Source organism: Rhizobium sp. RU33A, from assembly GCF_900156055.1.
In the GTDB taxonomy this organism is placed as follows: domain Bacteria; phylum Pseudomonadota; class Alphaproteobacteria; order Rhizobiales; family Rhizobiaceae; genus Allorhizobium.
Genome location: NZ_FTMQ01000001.1, coordinates 1101628 through 1124149 on the forward strand (window position 1 = coordinate 1101628; position 22522 = coordinate 1124149).

General features: G+C 61.5%; 24 protein-coding genes. 16 read left to right on the forward strand and 8 right to left on the reverse strand.

The features are described 5' to 3' along the window. Nucleotides 1-21: 21 nt before the first annotated feature. Together tldD and BW978_RS05355 are read right to left on the reverse strand one after the other, a co-directional pair. Complete coding sequence (gene tldD, locus BW978_RS05350; RefSeq protein ID WP_076392841.1) at nt 22-1437, reverse strand: metalloprotease TldD; 1416 nt, start codon at nt 1435-1437, stop codon at nt 22-24. Between the two features lie 110 nt (nt 1438-1547). After that, nucleotides 1548-2078 carry an invasion associated locus B family protein gene (locus BW978_RS05355; RefSeq protein WP_076393241.1) on the reverse strand — a complete coding sequence of 177 codons (531 nt, stop codon included), beginning with the start codon at nt 2076-2078 and terminating at the stop codon, nt 1548-1550. A 325-nt stretch (nt 2079-2403) separates the two neighbouring features. On the opposite strand from BW978_RS05355, the gene coxB reads away from it, so the two are divergent. The 11 genes from coxB (at nt 2404) to BW978_RS05405 (ending at nt 11232) form a co-directional block, all read left to right on the forward strand. Continuing rightward, complete coding sequence (gene coxB, locus BW978_RS05360) at nt 2404-3288, forward strand: cytochrome c oxidase subunit II (RefSeq protein WP_139330320.1); 885 nt, start codon at nt 2404-2406, stop codon at nt 3286-3288. A gap of 14 nt (nt 3289-3302) precedes the next feature. After that, nucleotides 3303-4961 carry a cytochrome c oxidase subunit I gene (gene ctaD / locus BW978_RS05365; protein WP_076392845.1) on the forward strand — a complete coding sequence of 553 codons (1659 nt, stop codon included), beginning with the start codon at nt 3303-3305 and terminating at the stop codon, nt 4959-4961. Nucleotides 4962-5051: 90 nt separating this feature from the next. Then, the gene (locus tag BW978_RS05370) at nt 5052-6008 is read left to right on the forward strand and encodes a heme o synthase (RefSeq protein WP_076392847.1); all 957 of its coding nucleotides are present in this window, start codon (nt 5052-5054) and stop codon (nt 6006-6008) included. Then, nucleotides 6008-6142, forward strand: a complete 135-nt coding sequence (locus tag BW978_RS23885) for a hypothetical protein (RefSeq protein WP_139330322.1) — start codon at nt 6008-6010, stop codon at nt 6140-6142. Before BW978_RS05370 ends, BW978_RS23885 begins: the two co-directional genes overlap by 1 nt. A 35-nt stretch (nt 6143-6177) precedes the next feature. Continuing rightward, on the forward strand, nt 6178-6765 hold the full coding sequence (locus BW978_RS05375; RefSeq protein ID WP_244551905.1) for a cytochrome c oxidase assembly protein: 588 nt from the start codon (nt 6178-6180) through the stop codon (nt 6763-6765). A 55-nt stretch (nt 6766-6820) separates the two neighbouring features. Continuing rightward, on the forward strand, nt 6821-7696 hold the full coding sequence (locus tag BW978_RS05380) for a cytochrome c oxidase subunit 3 (protein ID WP_076392851.1): 876 nt from the start codon (nt 6821-6823) through the stop codon (nt 7694-7696). A gap of 141 nt (nt 7697-7837) precedes the next feature. After that, nucleotides 7838-8221, forward strand: coding sequence for a DUF983 domain-containing protein (locus tag BW978_RS05385; protein ID WP_076392853.1), 384 nt, complete (start codon nt 7838-7840; stop codon nt 8219-8221). A gap of 7 nt (nt 8222-8228) precedes the next feature. Then, nucleotides 8229-8972, forward strand: a complete 744-nt coding sequence (locus BW978_RS05390) for an SURF1 family protein (protein WP_076393243.1) — start codon at nt 8229-8231, stop codon at nt 8970-8972. Between the two features lie 71 nt (nt 8973-9043). Further along, entirely contained in the window at nt 9044-9409 is a 366-nt protein-coding gene (locus BW978_RS05395) for a DUF1304 domain-containing protein (protein WP_076392855.1), read from the forward strand. A 4-nt stretch (nt 9410-9413) separates the two neighbouring features. Then, nucleotides 9414-10418 (forward strand): 4-hydroxy-3-methylbut-2-enyl diphosphate reductase, encoded by a 1005-nt coding sequence (ispH, locus tag BW978_RS05400; RefSeq protein WP_054148952.1) that lies wholly within the window; start codon nt 9414-9416, stop codon nt 10416-10418. A 124-nt stretch (nt 10419-10542) separates the two neighbouring features. Next, the gene (locus BW978_RS05405; RefSeq protein ID WP_076392857.1) at nt 10543-11232 is read left to right on the forward strand and encodes a superoxide dismutase; all 690 of its coding nucleotides are present in this window, start codon (nt 10543-10545) and stop codon (nt 11230-11232) included. A gap of 37 nt (nt 11233-11269) precedes the next feature. On the opposite strand, the gene BW978_RS05410 is transcribed toward BW978_RS05405, so the two are convergent. Then, a complete protein-coding gene (locus tag BW978_RS05410; protein WP_244551885.1) occupies nt 11270-12976 on the reverse strand; it encodes a putative bifunctional diguanylate cyclase/phosphodiesterase in 1707 nt (568 codons plus the stop codon). Between the two features lie 243 nt (nt 12977-13219). Here BW978_RS05410 and BW978_RS05415 point away from each other — a divergent pair, with 243 nt between their 5' ends. Together BW978_RS05415 and rnhA are read left to right on the forward strand one after the other, a co-directional pair. After that, nucleotides 13220-14185 (forward strand): homoserine kinase, encoded by a 966-nt coding sequence (locus BW978_RS05415; protein WP_076392859.1) that lies wholly within the window; start codon nt 13220-13222, stop codon nt 14183-14185. Further along, nucleotides 14182-14652, forward strand: a complete 471-nt coding sequence (rnhA, locus tag BW978_RS05420) for a ribonuclease HI (RefSeq protein WP_076392861.1) — start codon at nt 14182-14184, stop codon at nt 14650-14652. Before BW978_RS05415 ends, rnhA begins: the two co-directional genes overlap by 4 nt. A 6-nt stretch (nt 14653-14658) precedes the next feature. Here rnhA and BW978_RS05425 read toward each other — a convergent pair whose 3' ends face one another. Then, nucleotides 14659-15180: a hypothetical protein gene (locus BW978_RS05425; protein WP_076392863.1), complete on the reverse strand. Its 522-nt coding sequence runs from the start codon at nt 15178-15180 to the stop codon at nt 14659-14661. Nucleotides 15181-15630: 450 nt separating this feature from the next. Between BW978_RS05425 and BW978_RS05435 the strand changes: the two genes are divergently transcribed. Further along, nucleotides 15631-15939, forward strand: a complete 309-nt coding sequence (locus BW978_RS05435; RefSeq protein ID WP_076392867.1) for a Dabb family protein — start codon at nt 15631-15633, stop codon at nt 15937-15939. A gap of 67 nt (nt 15940-16006) precedes the next feature. Here the strand turns inward: BW978_RS05435 and BW978_RS05440 are convergent, their stop codons facing one another. Both BW978_RS05440 and BW978_RS05445 read right to left on the reverse strand, forming a co-directional pair. After that, nucleotides 16007-16498, reverse strand: a complete 492-nt coding sequence (locus BW978_RS05440; protein ID WP_076393247.1) for a peroxiredoxin — start codon at nt 16496-16498, stop codon at nt 16007-16009. A gap of 71 nt (nt 16499-16569) precedes the next feature. Next, on the reverse strand, nt 16570-17442 hold the full coding sequence (locus BW978_RS05445; RefSeq protein ID WP_244551886.1) for a protein-disulfide reductase DsbD domain-containing protein: 873 nt from the start codon (nt 17440-17442) through the stop codon (nt 16570-16572). 163 nt (nt 17443-17605) lie between these two features. Here BW978_RS05445 and BW978_RS05450 point away from each other — a divergent pair, with 163 nt between their 5' ends. Next, on the forward strand, nt 17606-18211 hold the full coding sequence (locus BW978_RS05450; RefSeq protein WP_076392871.1) for a YqgE/AlgH family protein: 606 nt from the start codon (nt 17606-17608) through the stop codon (nt 18209-18211). A gap of 104 nt (nt 18212-18315) precedes the next feature. Further along, on the forward strand, nt 18316-18951 hold the full coding sequence (locus BW978_RS05455; protein WP_076392873.1) for a LysE family translocator: 636 nt from the start codon (nt 18316-18318) through the stop codon (nt 18949-18951). Nucleotides 18952-18963: 12 nt separating this feature from the next. Here the strand turns inward: BW978_RS05455 and BW978_RS05460 are convergent, their stop codons facing one another. Further along, nucleotides 18964-21876, reverse strand: a complete 2913-nt coding sequence (locus BW978_RS05460; RefSeq protein ID WP_076392875.1) for an EAL domain-containing protein — start codon at nt 21874-21876, stop codon at nt 18964-18966. Beyond that, the gene (locus BW978_RS05465; RefSeq protein ID WP_076392877.1) at nt 21873-22484 is read right to left on the reverse strand and encodes a GNAT family N-acetyltransferase; all 612 of its coding nucleotides are present in this window, start codon (nt 22482-22484) and stop codon (nt 21873-21875) included. Before BW978_RS05465 ends, BW978_RS05460 begins: the two co-directional genes overlap by 4 nt. Nucleotides 22485-22522: the final 38 nt, after the last annotated feature.

The window sequence follows — 22522 nt, forward strand, 5'->3', positions numbered from 1 at the left end:
GCGGGGTAGGGATGACGCCGCTCAAGCCTTTGTCCCGCCCACCGTGATCTGGTCCATCCGCAAGTGCGGCTGACCGACGCCGACGGGTACCCACTGGCCGGCCTTTCCGCAATTGCCGATGCCCGTGTCGAGCTTGGTGTCGTTGCCGATCATCGAGATGCGCTTCATCGCATCGGGCCCGTTGCCGATCAGCATCGCGCCCTTGACTGGTGCGCCGATCTTGCCGTTTTCGATCAGATAGGCCTCGGTGCAGCCGAAGACGAACTTGCCCGAGGTGATGTCCACCTGGCCGCCGCCGAACGAGACGGCATAGATGCCCTTTTTCACCGAGGCGATGATCTCCTCCGGCGTCTTGTCGCCCGAGAGCATGTAGGTATTGGTCATGCGCGGCATGGGCTGATGGGCATAACCCTGGCGGCGACCGTTGCCGGTCGCCTTCATACCCATCAGGCGGGCGTTTTGCCGGTCCTGCATATAGCCAACGAGTTTGCCGTTCTCGATCAGAACGTTATAGGCTGAAGGCGTGCCCTCGTCGTCGACGGTGATGGATCCGCGCCGGTCGTTAATCGTCCCGTCATCGACGACGGTGACGCCGGGAGCCGCGACCATCTCGCCCATCAGGCCGGCAAAGGCGGAGGTTTTCTTGCGGTTGAAGTCACCTTCCAGCCCATGTCCGACCGCTTCGTGCAGCATGACGCCCGGCCAGCCATTGCCAAGCACGATGTCCATGGTGCCGGCCGGCGCTTCCTGCGCTTCGAGATTGACCAGCGCTTGGCGCAATGCGTCATCCGCACCACGGCGCCAGCTCTCCTCGGTCAGGAACTCGTTGAAGCTCATGCGGCCGCCGGTGCCGAAGGAGCCGCTTTCCTGCCGGTCGCCCTGTCCGGTGACGACGGAAATGTTGATGCGGGTCATCGGGCGGATGTCGCGCACCCGGTGGCCGTCGGCACGCAGGATCTCGACCACTTGCCAGCTTGCGCCGACGGTTGCCGTCACCTGCCGCACCTTGGGGTCCTTGTCGCGCAGATAGGCATCGATCTCCGAGAGCAGCTTCACCTTCTCCTCGAAGGTCGGGGAGCCGATCGGGTTGCCATCACCATAGAGCTTGGCATTGGTCCGCTGTGGAGCCGTCGCATAGGAGCCGGAATAGCCATGGGTCACCGCACCGACGGCGTCCGCCGCGCGAGAAAGCGCGGCCAGAGACAGTTCGCCGGAATGGGCGTAACCCACTGCTTCGTCGGCGACGGCGCGCAGGCCGAAACCCTGGTCGGTATTGAACGAGCCGCCCTTGAGGCGACCATTGTCGAAGGTGAGCGATTCCGCCTGGGCATGTTCGACGAACAGCTCACCGTCGTCTGCGCCCTTGAGAGCATCCGCAACGCGCCGCGTTAGCGTGGCTTCGTCGCAATCGAAGAGGGAGAGAAGGTCCTGGGTCATGCATGTCTCCTTGGGCGCTGCCTCCAGCATGTAGGCGCGCAACGAAAGAGGGGCAAGTCCGCCGGACTTGCCCCTGTCTATAATGTCATCACGATCCGGCGACCGCGCCCTTACGGCAGCGTGTCATAGCCTTCGCTGAACCCGGCAAGCTCGATCGGAATGCCGACGCGGTCCTGGTCTGCCGATTCGCGCAGTGCAAAGACGGCGGCCTTGCCAGCGCGCAGGATCTTCATCAGCTCTTCGTCGATCTCGACTTCGACATAGCAGCCTTCCGAGAAACAGCGTGTGAAATAGGCGCGGCCGATATTGTTGCCGTCGACGAAGAGCTCCATGCCGTCCTTCAGGAGAACGCCGAGCGGTGCGAGAATGCGCAGGATGCGGGCCTGGCGATCAGCCGTCTTCAGGACGACAACGGAGAGGCCGACTTCCGGCCGGTCTTCCGCAATGACGTTCTGCATCAGCGCACATTGTTCTTCCGAAGCGCCGGCCGGCTTGTCGCAGATGACAGACCAGGCGCCATGGTTGGAACGGATCGAGCCCGGCTGTTGTTGCGGTTGCTGGCTCAGCGCCGGGGTGGCGAGCGCTGCCACCAGCACGGCGCTCGCGGTCAGGCTCGACCAGGCAAGTCTAGGCAGACCCATGAAAACCTCTGGAAAACGAATCATTGACGACATTCTTGTCGCGAGGGTCCACAAATGGAAGCCCCGACCCCTGTTTTAAGGTCGAGTGCGGCATAATTGGGACTGCCGGTTTGCGATGCGAGCGCAATCACGAGCCCTTTTCGGCGCGATCTGAAGAAAGCCTGTGAATGCAAGGCTCATCTATTTGATGAAGCGCAAAAATGCCGCACCGCCTTTCGCGCGGGCGTATTGCGATTGCGGCCAATCTGTGATTTGAAACGGCGACACTAGCATGATTTTTGCGCTATGGTTTGATGTGGATCAAGCGCTTGTGGGAGACCAAACCGTGATGAAGAGAACCTATGCAGCCTTGGCCGCCTTGGCCTGTCTGCTTTTCGCTTCTGTAGGCTTCGCCGATCAGCCGAAGCCCTGGCAGATGGGTATGCAGGAACCAGCCACCTCCATCATGGAGTTCAACAGCTGGTTCGAGCAGTACACACTGTGGTTCATCGTTCCGATCACCATCTTTGTTCTGATCCTCCTGATCCTCGTGGTCGTTAAGTTCCGCGCCGCCGCCAATCCGGTGCCGTCGAAGACGAGCCACAACACGGCGATCGAGATCGTCTGGACGGTTGCTCCGGTCCTCATTCTCTTCGCGATTGCGATCCCGTCCTTCAATCTGCTGACCTACCAGTTGAAGATGCCGGAAAACCCCGACATCACCATCAAGGCGACCGCCACCCAGTGGCTCTGGTCCTACGAATACGAGGGCGAGCAGGCCGTGTCCTTCGACAGCTACATGCTGAAGGAAACCGACCGCGTCGACGCCGGCAAGGAAGACGTTGCGCGTTATCCGCGCCTTCTGGCCGTCGACAATGAAGTCGTCGTTCCCGTCGGCAAGACCGTGCGTCTGCTGGTCACGGCTGCCCCGACCGACGTTATCCACGCTTTCGCAATGCCGGCCTTCGGCATCAAGATCGACGCCATCCCGGGCCGCCTGAACGAAACCTGGTTCCGCGCTGATCGTGAAGGTCTGTACTACGGCCAGTGTTCGGAGCTGTGTGGCAAGGACCACGCCTACATGCCGATCGCCATCCGCGTCGTCACCGACGAGCAGTATGCGACCTGGCTTGAGGCTGCGACCTCGGATCTGTCGGGCGCCAATCGCGCTCTCATGGCTGCTGTAGACGGCGCTGCCGCCGTCCAGACTGCCGAAAACACAACGAACTGAGAGGAGTGAGGTCAATGGCTGGCTCTGTTGCCCACGACGAACACGCACATCACGACCATAAGCCGGGCTTCTTCGCTCGCTGGTTTCTGTCGACCAACCACAAGGACATCGGTACCCTCTACCTGATCTTCGCGATCGTTGCGGGTATCATCGGTGCCGCCCTCTCGGTTGCCATGCGAATGGAGCTCCAGGACCCTGGCATCCAGATCTTCCACGGTCTGGCCTCGATGGTCTACGGCTTCGAAGGTGATGCTGCCATCGACGGCGGCAAGCACATGTACAACGTCTTCACGACGGCGCACGCCCTGATCATGATCTTCTTCATGGTCATGCCAGCGCTGATCGGTGGCTTCGCCAACTGGATGATCCCGATCATGATCGGTGCTCCGGACATGGCCTTCCCGCGCCTCAACAACATCTCGTTTTGGCTGATCGTCCCGGCCTTCCTCTTGCTCGTGCTCTCGATGTTCGTCGAAGGCCCTGCCGGTGGTTACGGCGTCGGTGGCGGCTGGACGCTCTATCCGCCGCTGGCGACCTCGGGTCAGCCCGGTCCGGCGGTTGACCTTGCGATCTTTGCGCTCCACGTTTCCGGTGCGTCGTCGATCCTCGGTGCGATCAACTTCATCACCACGATCCTGAACATGCGCGCTCCGGGCATGACGCTGCACAAGATGCCGCTCTTTGCCTGGGCCGTTCTGGTCACCGCCTTCCTGCTGCTGCTGTCCTTGCCTGTTCTCGCAGGTGGCATCACCATGCTGCTCACCGACCGTAACTTCGGCACGACATTCTTCTCGCCGGAAGGCGGCGGTGACCCGGTTCTCTACCAGCACCTGTTCTGGTTCTTCGGTCACCCGGAAGTCTATATCCTGATCCTGCCCGGTTTCGGCATTGTCAGCCACATCATCTCGACCTTCTCGAAGAAGCCTGTCTTCGGTTACCTCGGCATGGCCTACGCCATGGTCGGCATCGGCGCCGTCGGCTTCGTTGTGTGGGCACACCACATGTACACGGTTGGTCTGTCGCTCCAGGCGCAGCGCTACTTCCTCTTCGCAACCATGGTCATCGCGGTGCCGACCGGCATCAAGATCTTCTCGTGGATTGCAACGATGTGGGGCGGTTCGCTAACCTTCAAGACCCCTATGGTCTGGGCGATCGGCTTCATCTTCCTGTTCACCGTCGGTGGCGTCACGGGCGTCCAGCTCGCCAATGCCGGCCTCGACCGTTCGCTGCATGACACCTATTACGTCGTGGCCCACTTCCACTACGTTCTGTCGCTCGGCGCCGTCTTCGCGATCTTCGCCGGCTGGTACTACTGGTTCCCGAAGATCACCGGCTACATGTACAACGAGTTCGTTGGACACGTTCACTTCTGGGTCATGTTCATCGGCGTCAACCTGGTGTTCTTCCCGCAGCACTTCCTCGGCCTCGCCGGCATGCCGCGCCGCTACATCGACTATCCGGATGCCTATGCCGGCTGGAACTATGTCTCGTCGATCGGCTCCTACATCTCGGCCTTTGCGGTTCTCGTCTTCCTCTACGGCGTCTTTGAAGCCTTCGCCAAGAAGCGCGTCGCCGGCGACAACCCCTGGGGTGAAGGTGCAACGACGCTGGAATGGCAGCTGTCTTCTCCTCCGCCATACCACCAGTGGGAACAGCTGCCGAAGATCAAGTAAGCAGCGCGTAACCTGCAAAACGATAACGGGCGTCGCGATCTTCGGGATCGCGGCGCCCGCAAAGCCAAACGAAAGACGGAATTCGAAAGCATGACGGTCATCGACAATCGCGACGTATTCGGCATCGAAGGCGAGGTTCGCCTGTCCGAAGCTGGCCCGCGCGATTTCTTCGCGCTCCTGAAGCCGCGGGTCATGTCGCTCGTCGTCTTCACGGCACTGGCCGGCCTCGTGCTCGCCCCCGGCTCCATCAATCCGGTCATCGGTTTCATTGCGATCCTCTGCATCGCCGTCGGCGCCGGCGCATCCGGCGCGCTGAACATGTGGTACGATGCCGACATCGACGCCATCATGAGCCGCACGGCGACCCGTCCGGTGCCCGCCGGTCGCGTCACGCCGGAGGAGGCGCTTGCCTTCGGCCTCGTCCTCTCGGTGTTTTCGGTCGGCGTGCTCGGCCTTGCCGTGAACTGGTTTGCCGCCTTCCTGCTCGCCTTCACCATCTTCTTCTACGCCGTCGTCTATACGATGTGGCTGAAGCGCTCGACCCCGCAGAATATTGTCATTGGCGGTGCGGCCGGCGCCTTTCCGCCCATGGTCGGCTGGGCCTGCGTGACGGGTGGTGTGTCGCTCGACAGCTTCATCCTCTTCATGATCATCTTCCTCTGGACGCCGGCGCATTTCTGGGCGCTTGCCCTGTTCAAGATGAAGGACTACGGCGATGTCGGCGTGCCGATGATGCCGAACGTCGCAGGCATTCCTTCGACAAAGCGTCAGATCGCGGTCTACGCCGTACTCACGGCCGTCACCGGCGTGCTGCCGACCTTCACCGGCCTGTCTTCAATCGGTTACGGCATTGTCGCAGCCCTTCTTGGCGCCATCTTCGTGCACTGTTCCATCGCCGTCTGGCGCATGGCCGACGGCGACGAAAAAATGGTGGCGGCCAAGAAGCTGTTCGCCTATTCGATCTTCTATCTCTTCGCGATCTTCTCGGCCCTGATGATCGACTTTTACGTCGCGCTCTTTGCGGCAAGCCTTGGAGGTGCCGCCTGATGGAAACCGTCGAACTCAACGACAAGCAGAGGAAGTCCCGCCGTGGCCGCAACATCGCGCTCGGCGTGGTGCTCGCAGCTCTGGTGGTCATCTTCTACGTCGTGACCATCATCAAGATCGGCAACGTGGGTTAAAGAGGCTTCGCACCGTGACTGTATCGAACGAGAACATCAAGGTTTCGAACCGCCGCAATGTCGGCGTAGCGACCGCCTGTGTCGTCTTCGTCGGCGGAATGGTGGGCATGGCCTATGCGGCCGTTCCGCTCTATCAGCTCTTCTGCCAGGTGACCGGCTATGGCGGCACGACCCAGCGGGTGGAGCAGGCGTCAAATGTGGTCCTGGATCGCACGATCAACGTAACCTTCGACGCCAATGCAGCGTCCGGCCTGAACTGGGATTTCAAGGCTGTCGACAAGAAGGTGACGCCGAAGATCGGCGAGACCGTTCAGATCACCTACACCGCAACAAACAATTCGCCCCATCCTGTCACCGGTGAGGCGGTCTTCAACGTCACCCCCGGCGAAGCCGGTGCCTACTTCAACAAGGTCCAGTGCTTCTGCTTCACTGAGACCACGTTGCAGCCGGGCGAGACACTGGAAATGCCGGTCGTCTTCTTCGTCGACCCCGCCATCGTAGAGGCGGATGAGACAAAGGGCATCGGAACGATTACCCTGTCCTACACCTTCTATCCGCGCAATGATCAGAAGCCGGTGGCCGCACTGTCGGTTGGTGAGGGCAAGGAACAGCCGAAACTGTGAGAGGGCTCCGGTTCGCCGGAACTCGTAATGAAATTGACATTCGGGGATTGCTGAAATGGCCGAAGCGCACCAGAAGAACCACGACTACCACATCATCGATCCGAGCCCCTGGCCGCTTCTGGCCTCGATCGGTGCCTTCGTCCTCACCTTCGGTGGCGTCGGCTATATGCGCTACCTTAATGGCGGTTCGCTGAACCTGTTCGGCGTGGATTGGGCCAATCCGTGGCTCTTCTACATCGGCCTTGCGATCGTGCTTTTCACCATGTTCGCCTGGTGGGCAGACACCATCAAGGAAGCCCACGAAGGTCATCACACCCGCGTCGTCTCGCTGCACCTGCGCTACGGCATGATCATGTTCATCGCCTCTGAAGTGATGTTCTTCGTGGCCTGGTTCTGGGCCTTCTTCGACGCCAGCCTCTTCGCCAACGAAGCGATCCAGGCGAGCCGCGTCGAGTTCACGGGCGGCCAGTGGCCTCCTGTTGGTATCGAAGTCGTCGATCCCTGGCACCTGCCGCTCTACAACACCGTCATCTTGCTGCTCTCGGGCACTTGCGTGACCTGGGCGCACCACGCCATGCTGCACAACGACCGTAAGGGCCTCGTCTACGGGCTTTTGCTGACCGTGCTGCTCGGCGTGCTGTTCTCCTTCGTGCAGGCTTACGAGTATGCCGTTTCGCCGTTCGACTTCACGAATTCGATCTACGGCGCGACCTTCTTCATGGCGACCGGCTTCCACGGCTTCCACGTTCTGGTCGGTACGATCTTCCTGATCGTCTGCCTGTTTCGGGCGCTTGCCGGCCACTTCACGCCGCAGCAGCATTTCGGCTTCGAAGCTGCCGCGTGGTACTGGCACTTCGTCGACGTCGTCTGGCTGTTCCTCTTCTTCGCCATCTACATCTGGGGCGACTGGGGTGCACCGCTCGCCCATTGATCCGGGTGACGAGAGTATCAGAAGGGCGGCGAAAGCCGCCCTTCGTGTTTTCGGCCCGTGCGACGATCCGGCACTCGTCGGGAACCACTGCTTGCTCTAAGGGTTGGCCGGGGACACGTAGCAGCATCAAGGAGAGCGCTGATGACCGAAGACAACGCGAAATTTCCGCCGGTGGATCCGGTCAAGGCGGCGCTGACGGCGTCGTGCCCCCGCTGCGGCAATGGCAAGCTTTTCGATGGCTTCAGTAAGCCGAGGACCCGCTGCAATTCCTGCGGCCTCGATCTCTCCTGGATCGACTCCGGCGATGGTCCGGCAATCTTCGTCATCCTGCTCGCCGATCTCCTGGTGGTCGGCTTCGCGGTCTGGGTAGAATTGACCTATCAGCCTTCGATGTGGCTGCACATCCTCGTCTTTGCCCCGCTCGGCGTGGCGCTCACCCTCTGGCTCATGCGCTTCCTGAAGGCGTTGCTCATCGCCCTGCAGTACAAGCACAACGCCTCGCAAGGGGTGATCGATCGTGGCTGATACTCGGCTGAACGAGGCAGATCACCAGGGGCGCCGAACCTGGCGTTTCTGGCTCGCCCTGGTTCTGGTGCCGGTGGCGCTCGTCATCCTGCTTTCGCTTGGCACCTGGCAGGTCAACCGGCTGCACTGGAAGGAAGCGCTGCTGGCCGATATCCAGCAACGCAGCACCGCCGCTCCCGTTAATGTCGTCGAACTGGAACGCCTGCTGACATCAGACGAAGCTGTCGATTATCGCCGTGCCACGGCCAACGGACGCTACCTGAACGACAAGGAACGCCACTTCCTTGCAACCTTCCAGGGCCAGTCAGGCTTTTACCTCTACACCCCGCTCGCGCTTGCCGACGGGCGATACCTTTTCGTCAACAGGGGCTTCGTCCCCTATGACCGGAAGGATCCCGCAACCCGTCCGGAGAGCCTCGTTGACGGTGAGCAGACGGTGACGGGCCTTGCCCGCGCAGAACTCACCGAAAAGCCCTCTTCGCTCGTACCCGACAACGACGAGACGGCGAACATCTTCTACTGGAAGGATCTGAGCCGCATGGCCGCCTCCGTGGATCTGCCGGCCGATCGTGTGCTGCCCTTCTTTCTCGATGCCGATGCAACGCCGGTCGCGGGTGATCTGCCCAAAGGCGGCGTGACCCAGATCGACCTGCCCAACAATCACATGCAATATGTCATTACATGGTATGGCCTGGCCGTCGCCCTCGTCGCGGTCGTGCTCGCAGGCCTGATCCGTCGGAAATCCAGATAGAGCGACGGAAGATTTTCCGCTAGAACGGCCAGATGAAGACGGCGACCAGACCGCCGTACCGGGGAAACTGCATGTCCTATCTCGCCTCTACGCTGGTGGCGCTCGTCGCGCTTGAACACATCTACATTCTGATACTGGAAATGTTTCTCTGGACCACCCCGACCGGGCGCCGCGCCTTCGGCATGAAGCCCGAACAGGCCGAAACGACCAAGGTCATGGCGGCCAACCAGGGCCTCTATAACGGCTTCCTCGCCGCCGGCCTGCTCTGGGGCCTGCTGCATCCGAATGTTGCCTTCGGTTTTCAAATTCAGTTGTTTTTCCTTGGCTGCGTGCTGGTCGCCGGCCTATATGGGGGTGCAACGGCCTCGCGGAAGATCTTCGTCATCCAGGCGCTTCCCGCAGCCATCGCCATTATTGCTGTCCTGATTGCCGGCTGATCCGATGAACATGCACCTGAACCGCCCCCCTCTGACGATCAGGCTGTGCGGCCCGCGCGGCTTCTGCGCCGGCGTCGACCGTGCCATCCAGATCGTCGTGCTCGCCCTCAAGCGTTATGGGGCGCCGGTCTATGTCCGCCACGAGATCGTCCACAACCGCTACGTCGTGGAAGGGCTGGAAGCCAAGGGGGCAATCTTCGTCGAGGAACTCGATGAGATCCCCGCCGAGCACCGTCAGCAGCCGGTCGTCTTCTCCGCCCATGGCGTGCCGAAATCTGTCCCGGAAGATGCCGCAAGCCGCAATCTCTTCTATCTCGACGCCACCTGTCCGCTGGTCTCCAAGGTTCACAAGCAGGCCATGCGCCATGAGCGGCTTGGCCGCCATGTTATCCTGATCGGTCACGAAGGCCATCCGGAAGTCATCGGCACAATGGGCCAGCTGCCGCCGGGAAGCGTCTCTCTGATCGAAACGGTCGAGGATGCGGATGCATACGAGCCCGCCAATCCCGACAATCTCGGCTATGTCACGCAGACGACGCTGTCCGTCGATGACACGGCAGGCGTCATCGCCCGCCTCATGGAGCGCTTCCCCAACCTGACGGCGCCTTCCGCCGATAGCATCTGCTACGCGACGACCAACCGCCAGGAAGCCGTAAAGCAAGCCGCCCCCGGCTGTGATCTCTTCATCGTCGTCGGTGCTCCCAATTCGTCGAACTCCAAGCGCCTCGTCGAAGTCGCCTTGAGGGCAGGGGCCACGCGGTCGATGCTGGTCCAGCGCGCTTCCGAAATTGACTGGTCCGAGATTGGCGAGATCGGAACCCTCGGCATCTCCGCCGGCGCGTCCGCCCCGGAAGTCATCGTCGACGAGATCATCGACGCCTTCCGCCAGCGCTTCGATGCCAAGGTCGAACTGGCGATCACGGCGGAAGAAAACGAGCATTTTCTTGTCAACCGCGAGCTGCGCGATGTCGAACTGACCCGCGAGGACATGGCCTGGGTCAACGGCTGAGCCCCGGAATCTGACATGACCTCCGGCGTCACGCGCGCGTGATGGAACGGTTCATGCCGTCTTCGGTTTGCGAATGCAGGGACAATTGAAGCGTCCCCGGTAATCGCAACTGGAGAATGAGATCATGGATGTGACGAGACGGACGATTCTGACCGCGACCGCGGCAACCGCAGCCCTCAGCTTTGTCGGAGCGCCGCACATCGCACGAGCCGCACTTCCCCTCACACAGCCCGGTCTGCCCTTCGCGGAGGACGCTCTCGCCTCGACCATCTCGTCCAAGACGGTGGGCCTGCATTACGGCAAACATCACAAGGCCTATTTCGACAAGCTGAACGAACTGGCCGCCGGCACCCGTTATGCCGACATGGAACTCTCCGAGATCATGACAGCTTCGGCGACGTCAGCGGAGGATGCCAAGATCTTCAATAACGCCGCCCAGGCCTGGAACCACGTCGCTTACTGGGATCAGTTCGCACCCGGCGGACCCGCACGGCCGGACGGTGAGCTCGCCACCGCGATAGACGATACATTCGGCGGCTATGAGGGTTTCGTCGATCGCGTCGTGACCGTCTCGAACGAGGTATTTGGCACCGGCTGGGTCTGGCTGACACGCGATGATCAGGATGCACTCGCGCTGATCGGTTACGAGGATGGCAACAACCCCATCGCACTCGGCCGTCCGGGCTATCTCGGTATCGATATCTGGGAACACGCCTATTATGTCGACTACGAGAACCGGAAGGAGGAGCATATCCGCGCCGTTCTCGACAAGATCGTGAACTGGCGCGTGATCGCAGACCGGGTGGCAGCGTGATCGAATCCAAAGCCTGAAGCCCGGGACAAGGCTTGTCCTATTTCGCCGGGGCCGCGCGCGAGCGCGGTGTCGGCGCCTCAGCTTCGAGAACGAATTCCAGCGCATCGCGCGCTGGCATCGGTCGCCCATAGAGGTAACCCTGACCCTCCTGGCAGCCGATCTCCCGCAGAACGGCCTCCTGCTCGGTCGTCTCGATGCCCTCGGCCACCGTGCGCAATCCCATTTCACGGCTCATTGCAACCAGCGCACGCGTGATGGCAGCGTCCGACGGGCACGTACGAATGTCCCGGATGAAGCCCCGATCGATTTTCAGGGTGGTAAGGGGATAGCGCTGCAGTGAACTCAGCGAGGCAAAGCCGGTTCCGAAGTCGTCGAAGGCAACGCCGACACCAATGTCGCGAATGGCCATCAGTGTCTGCAGGCTTGCGTCTTCGTCGTTGAGCGCAACCTCCTCGGTCACTTCCAGCTCGAGGCATTCGGGGCGCACATGATGGCGCTCCAGCGCCTCCGCCACCCTGTCGCACAGATGAGGAGCGCGGAACTGCTGGGCAAAGAGATTGACGGCGATGCGATAGGTCCCGTGTTTGCCATTGAGCTCTGCCGCCATGCGGCAGGCTTCGTCGATCGTCCACCATCCAATCTCGGACGCGAGCGCACTCTGTTCCAGCGATGGCAGGAAGACGCCCGGCAGCAGCAGGCCTCGCTCCGGATGATTCCAGCGAATGAGGGCCTCGAAGCCGACGACATGCTGGCTCGCAAGCTCCACCTGAGGCTGATAGTAGAGTTCGAGTTCGCCGCAGTGAAGCGCGCGCCGGAGGCGGTCGCGCATATCGCGTTTGGCCTGGCTCTCGTTGCGCATTGAAGCTTCAAAGAACCGGTAGGCGCGCCCACCGGCTGCCTTTGCCCGATAGAGCGCGAAGTCAGCGGAAGCCAGAAGCTCCTCCGCTTCGCCGCCATGCAGCGGCGCGATCGCGATGCCGATGCTGGCGCCCAGTTCCAACTCTAGACCACCAAGGCTGAAAGGTTTGCGGAAGGCATCGAGAATGCACGCGGCCTGCTTCTGGGCAGCCATCGGATCGCCGCTGTCTTTCAACAGCATGGCAAATTCGTCACCGCCGAGACGACCGATGGCCGCCTTGTCGCCCAACAGATAGGGAAGTCGGACACCCACCGCCTGCAGCAGGCTGTCGCCGACCATATGACCATGCGTATCGTTGACCTCCTTGAAACCGTCGAGGTCGAGGAGGAGCAGGGTGCATGGGCTGCCCACGGAGAGCTTGTCGCCGAGAACCGTCATGAACTCGTGGCGGTTCTGCAGGCCCGTCAGGGTATCGTGCGAGGCAAGGCGCATCAGCCGGGCGTCACGCTCGCGTCGCTCCGAGATGTCGCGGATCGTTGCACCGGCCCAGAACGCACCTGCGTCATTCCAGGTCGCAAGCGTGATCTCGATCGGAAATTCGCTGCCATCCCGCCTAATAGCGCAGACCTCGACTGCCTTGCCCGCAAGGCCGGGCTTTGCTCCGGCCGCGACATTGGCCATGCCGGCGGTATGGGCCCCGCGCATGCGCTCGGGAATGATGAGCGTGATCGGCTGGCCGAGAACCTCGTTCTGCTGATACCCGAACATCTCGCAGAAGGCGGGATTGGCAAAGCGCATTGCGCCACTGCCATCAACGACGATGAGCGCATGGCTCATTGCGGCGGCAAAATCATGCGCCATCTTGGCAGTGTTCGGCAGATCCATAATGGCACATCCGATCATCGTTTCAGGAAAGGCTAACGGGATAGCATTAGGGAAGTGTAAAATTCCAGGCTGGGTGGGGCGATTGGTAAATTGCGCGCATTGCTCGTGTACGGTCGGCCATGAGCAGCTCGGACCTTATTGCCACCCCATTTCCTGTGCCCCGTGTCGCAGCGGGGCTGGCATGGGCGCCGCGCCCGTTATAGGACTGCTGTCATCCCCGAAGCGGCACGGAAGCTCTCAGCTGTGGCAGTCTATACCGATATCAACGAACACGACCTCAAGGCCTTTCTCGCGCAATATGACGCGGGAGAACTCCTGTCCTACAAGGGCATCGCCGAAGGCGTGGAGAATTCCAACTTCCTGCTGCACACCTCGAAGTTTCCGCTGATCCTGACGCTTTACGAGAAGCGGGTCGAGAAGTCGGACCTGCCGTTTTTCCTCGGCCTGATGCATCATCTCTCCGAGCGCGGGCTCAATTGCCCGCTGCCCCTGCCGCGCCAGGATGGCGAACTGCTCGGCGAACTCTCAGGCCGCCCGGCTGCCCTTATCTCCTTCCTCGAGGGCATGTGGCTGAGAAAGCCCGAGGCGCAGCATTGCCGTGAAGTGGGTGCAGCGCTCGCCAGGATGCACATCGCCGGCGAAGGTTTCGAGCTGACGAGGCCGAACGCGCTGTCCCTCGAAGGCTGGCAGATCCTCTGGGCCAAGTCCGAGGCCCGGGCCGACGAAGTGGACGAGGGGCTGGAAGCCGAGATCGGCGCCGAACTCGATGTCCTCGCCACCCATTGGCCGAAGGAGCTGCCCGCTGGTGTCATCCATGCCGACCTCTTCCCGGACAATGTCTTCTTCCTCGGTGATCAGCTCTCCGGCCTGATCGACTTCTACTTCGCCTGCAACGATCTCCTGGTCTACGACCTTTCGATCTGCCTGAACTCATGGTGTTTCGAAAAGGACGGCGCCTACAACATCACCAAGGGCAAGGCGATGATCGAGGGCTACCAGTCGGTCCGTCCGCTGTCGGCCGCCGAGATCGAGGCTTTGCCGATCCTGTGCCGCGGTTCTGCGCTGCGCTTCTTCCTCACCCGCCTCTACGACTGGCTGACGACGCCGGCCGGAGCCCTGGTGGTCAAGAAGGACCCGCTCGAATATCTGAAGAAACTGCGCTTCCACCGCGCCGTCACCAATGCCTCGGAATACGGACTGATTGCATGAAACATGTCGAGATCTACACAGACGGCGCCTGCTCGGGCAATCCCGGCCCCGGCGGCTGGGGTGCTGTGCTGCGCTACGGCGAAACCGAGAAGGAACTTTTCGGCGGCGAGGCTGACACCACCAACAACCGCATGGAGCTGCTGGCCACGATCACCGCGCTGAATGCGCTCAAAGACGCCTGCGAAGTCGATCTCTACACCGACAGCAAATACGTCATGGACGGCATCTCCAAGTGGATCTTCGGCTGGAAGAAGAACGGCTGGAAGACGGCTGACAAGAAGCCGGTGAAGAACGGCGAACTCTGGCAGGCGCTTGATGTCGCCAACCAGCGCCACAAGGTCAAGTGGCACTGGGTCAAGGGCCATGCCGGCCATCCGGAGAACGAACGCGCCGACGATCTGGCCCGTAAGGGCATGGAGCCGTTCAAGAAGACCGGCGGTTTTCCGAAGTCCTTGATGGTGAAGTGAGGTCTCTCATACGGCGGTTTTCCGAGGCATGCTGTCGATTGCGCGGTCGTGCCGGAAGATCTGTTTCCCGAGATTGATGCTGCGTGCGGCCATGGCAGTTTCTCGCAGAGTACCATCCGGAGCATAGCCTTTCTCCGAAATAAGCCAGTCCAGCACTTCGACGAGGTGCCAGAGCGTCGTCGTGCCGTCGTGGACGGGTAGCGGCGAGGCCTCTGTGCCGATCATCAGCTTGCGCATGTTCTGCCGGCTCACGCCCAACAGCTCCGCAATATCGCTCAGCCCGACGAGATCAGGGCCGGCTTCAATCAGCTCCGCTCGGGGCAGGGCGTTTCGGACCTCGTCAATTGCACTTTCCATGGCACTCGCCGCACTGGCAGCCTGCCGATCGAATTCGAGCGCGAGCCGTCCCGCGATACCGATACCAGCAAGCGCATCAGTGCAGCCCGCAGCGCCGAGTGCCTCTACGGCCGCGTCGCCCGCCAGGTACGGCGGCAGGCGGTACTTCAAAGAAAAGCTATAGTCAGCCATTGAGGCCGCTCCTCAATCGTTTCTGTCTTTCGCACGACGGCTGCAGCGGTCGACCACACGGCGGATCGCCCGTGCATGGTTCGTCGGATTGGCCGGCGTGCTCCAGATGCTCGTGATGCAGAATTCTCCGCATCGACATGTCTGGTCGTCATACGGACAAAAGATGCGACCCCAGGCATGGCTGCCTCCGACGTCCACGCGCCAGCCGTTCGCCTCTGCATGGCGCAAGGCTTCCTCGATCTCCTTGTTGGGATGCCTGCGTCTCAAAGCCCACCTCGAAGATAGGACGCATACGGTCGGTTGTCAAATGACAACCTTTTCGTAGTTTTGCTTCAGGTTGCATCTTGATGTGATCCTCGCGAGACCGCAAGCGGTGCCCAGCACCAAGCACCCTTGCCCTTTCCCCCGATGCCCCTATGCTCCCGTCAAAACAACATTCGGGAGACATCCATGATCCAGCACTGCGTGTTCCTGCGCTTCAAGGCCGCCGTCCAGGAGGCAGAGAAGCAGGCGATTTATGCGGCCATTACCGATCTGAAGGACGTGGTGCCGGGCATGCTTGAGGTTAAAGCCGGGGCGAATGTCTCGCCGGAAGGGCTGGCAGGCGGCTACAATGACGGTTTCATCGTCACCTTCGAGGACGAGATGGTCCGCGACTACTATCTGAAGCATCCGAAGCATGTCGAAGTCGGCGAACGCATCGTCGGCGCAACCGATGGTGGCTTGGCCGGCATCCTTGTCTTCGATCTGGCGCACTGACGTATCTGCAAACGAGAAGAGGCCCGGTTCCCCGAGCCTCTCCAGTTCTAAAAAATCTCTTGATAGCTCAGGCGCTGAGCTGCTCAATCATCGTCGCAGCCGAGGAAACCGTTGCCTGGCCCGGGTTCTCCTCGATGTTGAGGCTCTTCAGAACGCCGTCCTCTACCAGCATCGAATAGCGCTTCGAGCGCACGCCGAGCCCGCCGCCCGACAGGTCGATGTCAAGACCGAGCGCCTTGGTGAACGAGGCGTCCCAGTCGGCGAGGAAATGGATCTTGCCCTGGCCACCCGAATGCTGCGCCCAGGCGCCCATAACATGCCAGTCGTTGACGGAGACGACGGCGATGTCGTCGACGCCACGCGCCATCAGCGCATCACGGTTTTCCAGGTAACCCGGCAGGTGGTTCAGCGTACAGGTAGGAGTAAACGCACCCGGAACGGCGAAGACGACGACCTTCTTGCCCGCAAACAGCTGTTCCGTGGTGATCTCCACCGGACCATCGGCGCTCTTTTCCTTGAAGGTGGCCTGGGGCAGCTTGTCGCCAATGGCAATGGTCATGAAATCGTCCTCGCTTGGTTGCTCCATCCAGAACCCCTCCGGATGGCAATCGACGCAAATATAGGAATGGGTCAATCAAAGGCAAGCGTGGTTTCCATGGCCTGGTTGCCGCTGACGACGAGAATGCCCCAGTGCTTGCCGGCGATCTTGTATTTCTTCGGCAGCTTGCCGATCGGCAATGTCAGAACCATCTCGCCATCGGCGCCTCGGGAGGCGACGGAATGGGTGAAGACATGGCCGCTCGGTCCGCTCACAAAGGCCTTCGGACTGTCGGCACCAGCGGGCATCTTAAGCCTGATGACGAGTTCCCTGTGGTCGGCCCCGAGTTGGTGGTCGATGACATGAAACTCGGGCGAGGGGCCGGGCGGCACCTGCGCCTGGGCAGAGCGGACAAGCGCGGTTTCAACGGCATTGGCGACGCCGCCTTCGTTCGGCGGTACGCTGAGGTCGGCCTGGAAGGGAATACAGATGTTCTGGCAGACCCCGACAAAGGCACTCAGCGTCACGTCGGCATCATCAGGCGCATTCTTAAGGCTGATCGGCAGCGTCACGGGATGGTCATAGCCGACATCGGTCATATCGCCGTTTGTCAGGACCTTCGGCACGGGAAAGCCGACACGTTCCACGGTGTAGGCGGCGCCCGGAACCGGCGTGATTGCGGGCGGAATGCCGACATCGCCAGGCTCTTTCCAATAGGTGATCCAGCCCGGCTTCGGCTCGATCACCAGGGCGCCATGTCTCGTCCCGTCTGCCTCCTGGGGCAGCAGGATCAGGCGCATCCGCCCGCCCTCGTTCAGGGCCCAGTCACTGCTTGCCGCCAGCACCGGCGTGGCGAGGAGGAGCGAGAACAGGCCAATGGCTGCCGCGACGATCCATCCGCGGCTGCTGCGGGAAAAGCCTGGAGGATTGGAAAAACACATGGCGGAGTTCATTCTAGGGGTCATGTCTCCGGCTCTAGAAGATCGTCGTCGGCTTGGCCAGTCACGCTTGCTTCATGGTCATCATTTTGGGTTGATCGGAACCCGCTTCTGGCCCATCTTGGATGGGAGACCACATCTGAACCACGCATGAAGCCGATTGCCGACAAGGCGAACCAAGGAGGCGGGCATGGCATTGTCGTCGAAAACCGATCTGAGAGAACGCGGCTTCCTGGATGGTCAGCTGCTGATCGCGATGCCGGGCATGCCCGACGGCAATTTTGCCCGTGCGGTCGTCTATATCTGCGCCCATTCCGATGCCGGCGCGATGGGCTTCATCATCAACCGATCGCAATCGGTGACCTTCGCCGATCTTCTCCTGCATCTCGAACTGATCGATCGCAACGATGCGATCATGCTGCCCGATCACGCCCGCCATTTCCCGATCCAGTGCGGCGGCCCGGTCGAGCAGAACCGCGGTTTCGTGCTGCATTCCGACGACTATCTGTCGGACAGCTCGATCCCCGTCAGCGACGACATCTCGCTCACCGCCACCCTCGACATCGTGCGTGCGATTTCGGATGGCCGAGGTCCCCGTCACGCCACCATGCTGCTTGGCTATGCCGGCTGGGGCCCGGGGCAGCTGGAAGAAGAGATCGCCCAGAACGGCTGGCTGCATTGCGCGGCCACCGAAAGCCTGATCTTCGACCGCAGCCTGGATAACAAATACGACCGTGCCCTGGGGCTGATGGGCATCAATCCCGCGATGCTGTCGATGGAGGCGGGGCACGCTTGACGGGGCAAGTCCTCTGGTTGCGTTCTTTCCGCTTGCAAGCTGACTGATCGCAGTCATTCTCTTGGTGCCAGACCACCGGGTCTGGCCCAATCGAGACCCATCCCATGCCATCCACCGACATCCTCATCGCCTTTTTCATCACCACGGCCGTCTTCGCCTTCATCCCTGGCCCCGCCATGCTTTATGTCGCAGCCCGCACGCTCGCAGCTGACCGCCGCGCGGGGCTCATGGCGACATCAGGTATTCATGTCGGCTGTTACGTGCATGTGGTGGCCGCAGCCGCTGGCCTGTCGGTTCTCTTCCATGTTGTCCCGACGCTGTATCTGGCGGTGAAGCTGGCTGGGGCTGCCTACCTGATCTATCTCGGCGTGCGCATGTTCCGCGCGGCCCGGGCAGATGGTGAAACTCCAGTCGCCCTGCTGGCGCAGAAGTCGACGGGGCGGGCTTTCCTGGAAAGCATGCTGGTCGAGATCCTCAATCCGAAGACGGCGATCTTTTTCCTGGCCTTCCTGCCGCAGTTCATCGACCCAGCGGCAAGTTTCCCCGTCTGGCTGCAGTTCGTGATCCTCGGCACGGCCGTCAATGCCATGTTCACGGTTGCCGACATCGCCTGCGTGATGGCGGCGAGCACGGTCACCGCGCGTCTATCACGGGTCTCGGCGCTGCAGCGCAATCTGCAAAGGGCAGGGGGCGCAATCCTGGTCGCACTTGGCCTTCACGTCGCCCTCCAGCGCACGTGAAGCCCTTCCGCCTCACGCCCGCTTCATCAGCGGGAACCGTTCCTTGAGCAGCCGCAGAACCGATTCGGACCCGAGCGGCGGTCCGAACAGATAGCTCTGGCCGAAGTCGCAGCCCATCATGGCAAGGTCGGCGGCGTCCTGGTCGGTCTGGATGCCCTCGGCCACCACCTGCATGTCGAGACCGCGCGCCATCGAAACGACGGAGCGCAAAAGTACGGATCGCTTGTCCGACTGGTCGCAGACCAGCGCCTTGTCGAGCTTGATCGTGTCGAAGGGGAAGCGGGTGAGATAAGCGAGCGACGAATAGCCCGTGCCGAAGTCGTCGAGCGCCAGGCTGATGCCCGTGTCCTTCAGCTTTTCCAGCATGAGGCGCGCCTGTTCCGGGTTTTCCATCACGACGCTTTCCGTGAGCTCGAGCTTGATCCGCTTCGGGTCACACTGGGTCTTCACCAGCAGAGCGCGGATGTCGTTGTAAATCTCGCTGGAGATCAACTGTGCGGACGACAGGTTGACCGAAACGAAGATCGGCAATTCGCCGGTTTGTCGCTCCCAGTCCATCAGGTCGGTGGCGGACCGTTCCAGAGCAAACATGCCGAGCGGCTCGATCAGATCAGACATTTCCGCGATCGGAATGAATTCCGTTGGCGAGATGTTGCCGCGCTTCGGATGATCCCAGCGCATCAGGGCCTCGAAGCCGGCGATCTCGCCATTCGCAAGCCTGACGATCGGCTGATAGGCCATCGACAGCTCCTTGCGCTCGATGGCGCGGCGGAGATCTGTTTCGAGCTGCAGGCGGTCGGTGCTGACGGTGCGGAAGGCCGGACGGAAAGGCTCGACGCGGTTGCCGCCTGACCGTTTCGCCCGGTACATGGCAAGCTCCGCATCGGCGAGCAGGCTGGCCGCACTTTCCTGCTGATCGACCCAGGAGACAAGGCCGATCGAGGCCGTCAGGCTGATTTCGCGATTGGCAAAATTCAGCGGCACCATGATCGCCTTGGAAATGGCATCCGCAAAGTCGGCGATCTTTGCCGGATCCTTTTCCGACACCAGGATCAGCCCGAATTCGTCGCCGGAAAGGCGCGCCAGCGTATCCTGCGGCTTCAGGAGCCGGCGCAGGCGGCGCGTGATCGCGATCAGGATGTTGTCGCCGGCGGCGATGCCAAGCGCGTCATTGACCTGCTTGTAACGGTCGATATCGATCGCGAGTACGGTGGGCCGCACGCTCTCTGAAGTCGAGGCAAGCGACAGGATCGCCTGCAGCCGGTCAAGAAAGACCTCGCGGTTCGGCAGGCCCGTCAGATTGTCGTGCATGGCATCGACCAGGAGGCGATCGATCGAGTTCTTCTGCTCGGTGACATCGATGATCGTGCCGACGCAGCGGATGACCTCGCCGTTCGAACCAAGCACTGGCCGTGCCCGGATCTTCAGCCAGTGGAAGTGGCCATCTTCGGCACGGATGCGGAATTCGTGGCTGAGCCGGCCCTTGCGGTGTTCGAGCAGCACGTCGAGCGTCGCACGAAAGCGGTCCCGGTCGTCGGGATGCAGGCGCGGCAGCCAGTTGCGCGCCGGACCATGCATGGTGCCGGGCGACAGGCCGAGACGTATCGAGACATCAGGGCTCGTCACCACGCGGTCGCGGGCCACGTCCCAGTCCCAGACGGTGTCACCAGAGCCGGTCAGCGCCAGCGACTGGCGTTCGAGATCGGAGAACAGGCCCTGCTGATAGGCGCCGCCGGCAAAGGCATGCTGCATGACCGTGAATCCGATCAAGAGAACGATGAGAACCAGACCACCGCCAAGCGCCGGCTGGATGATGTCATTGTCGAGCTGGCCGGTCACGGTCAGCCAGCCGGCGAAGAGCCAGACCAGGATCAGGGCCCAGGTCGGCACCAGAAGCACGGCACGGTCATAGCGATTGAAGCCGAGATAGATGATCAGACCGATGCCGACCACGCCCGTCAGCGCGAAGGAAACACGCGCAATGCCGGCCGCAATCGACGGGTCGAAGATCGCCACGCCGAAGAGCACGGTAAGGCCGAGCATCCAGGCAAGCGTCGCGTAGCCGAGATGCACGTGCCAGCGATTGAGATTGAGATAGGTGAAGAGGAAGATGACGAGCGAAGAGGCAAGCGCCACTTCCGCCCCCGCACGCCATATTCTAATGTCGGACGAGGTGAGCGAGATCAGCTTTTCGAGGAAGCCGAAGTCGACGCAGATATAGGCGAGAACAGCCCAGGCAAGCGCGGCCGCCGCCGGCAGCATCGACGTTCCCTTGACCACAAAGAGGATGGTGAGGAACACCGCAAGCAGGCCGGCAATCCCGAGCACGATGCCGCGATAGAGCGTGAACGCGTTGACCGTGTCCTTGTAGGCGTCCGGCTCCCAGAGATAGATCTGCGGCAATTCCGGCGTCGCGAGTTCGGCGACGAAGGTAATGACAGTGCCAGGATTGAGCGTGATGCGGAAGACATCGGCATCGGGGCCCGGCACGCGGTCAAGCGCAAAGCCTTCTGACGGCGTGATCGCCATGATCCGCTGCGAACCGAGATCCGGCCAGAACATCCTGGAACCGGAAAGACGGAAATGCGGCGCAACGATCACGCGCTCCAGCTGCTCTTCCGAGACATTGGCAAGCGCAAAGACTGCCCAGTCGCCCTGATGCTCCGGCGCGCTCGAACGCACCTCGATGCGTCGGCGAATGCCGTCCGCTCCGGCGGCGGTCGATACCTGGAAGGCCTCGCCCTGGTTCGTGTAGATCTCGGTGGTTGCCGTCAGGTCGAGCGCAGTGTCGTCGCGCGCAATCTTAACCGGCTCGACGGCGAATGCTGCCGATGCGGCAAGGCACAGATAGGCTGTCGTAAGCGCAGCAATCCACAGGGCGGCGAGGCGAGGCACGGCGCGCGAAAGGGTTCGGGTATTCGTCATGAGGGCGTCTTGCCGTTCCGCGCCTTATGGCCGCCGATCCGGGAATACAGCAGATGGTCGCGCCATTCCCCGTTGATTTTCAGATAATCGCGCAAAAGACCTTCCCGCTCAAATCCCGCTTTTTCGAGTAGCCTCAGGCTGTTGACGTTGTCCGGAATACAGGCTGCTTCGATACGGTGCAACTCGAGTGGCCCGAAGATGTAGGGAATAGCCAGCTCAAGTGCGGCAAACATGTGGCCTCGGCCGGCATGACGTTCGCCCATCCAGTAGCCGATCATGCAGCTTTGTGCCGCTCCGCGGCGAATAAGACCGATGGTAAGCCCGCCCAGCAAGGTATTCTCGGCCCGATCGAAGAGAAAGAAGGGCACGGCCATGCCGGAGTGAAATTCCTGTTCATTACGCAGGACACGCTGTCGAAACGCGCGCTCGGTCAGCTCGTCGGTGCGCCAGGACGGCTCCCATGGCTGCAGAAAAGCGCGGCTCTCTTTTCGCAGCTGGTGCCATGGTTCGAAATCGCGGAAGCGGGGCAGGCGAAGGAGATGTCGTTCGCTGGTGATTTCCGGCATATCCGGCTGCCGGGACAGAAACCGAAACACCGAGCGCGTCATCGTCAATCCCCAAGCGATGTCCGGCGGGGTCCCCGCCG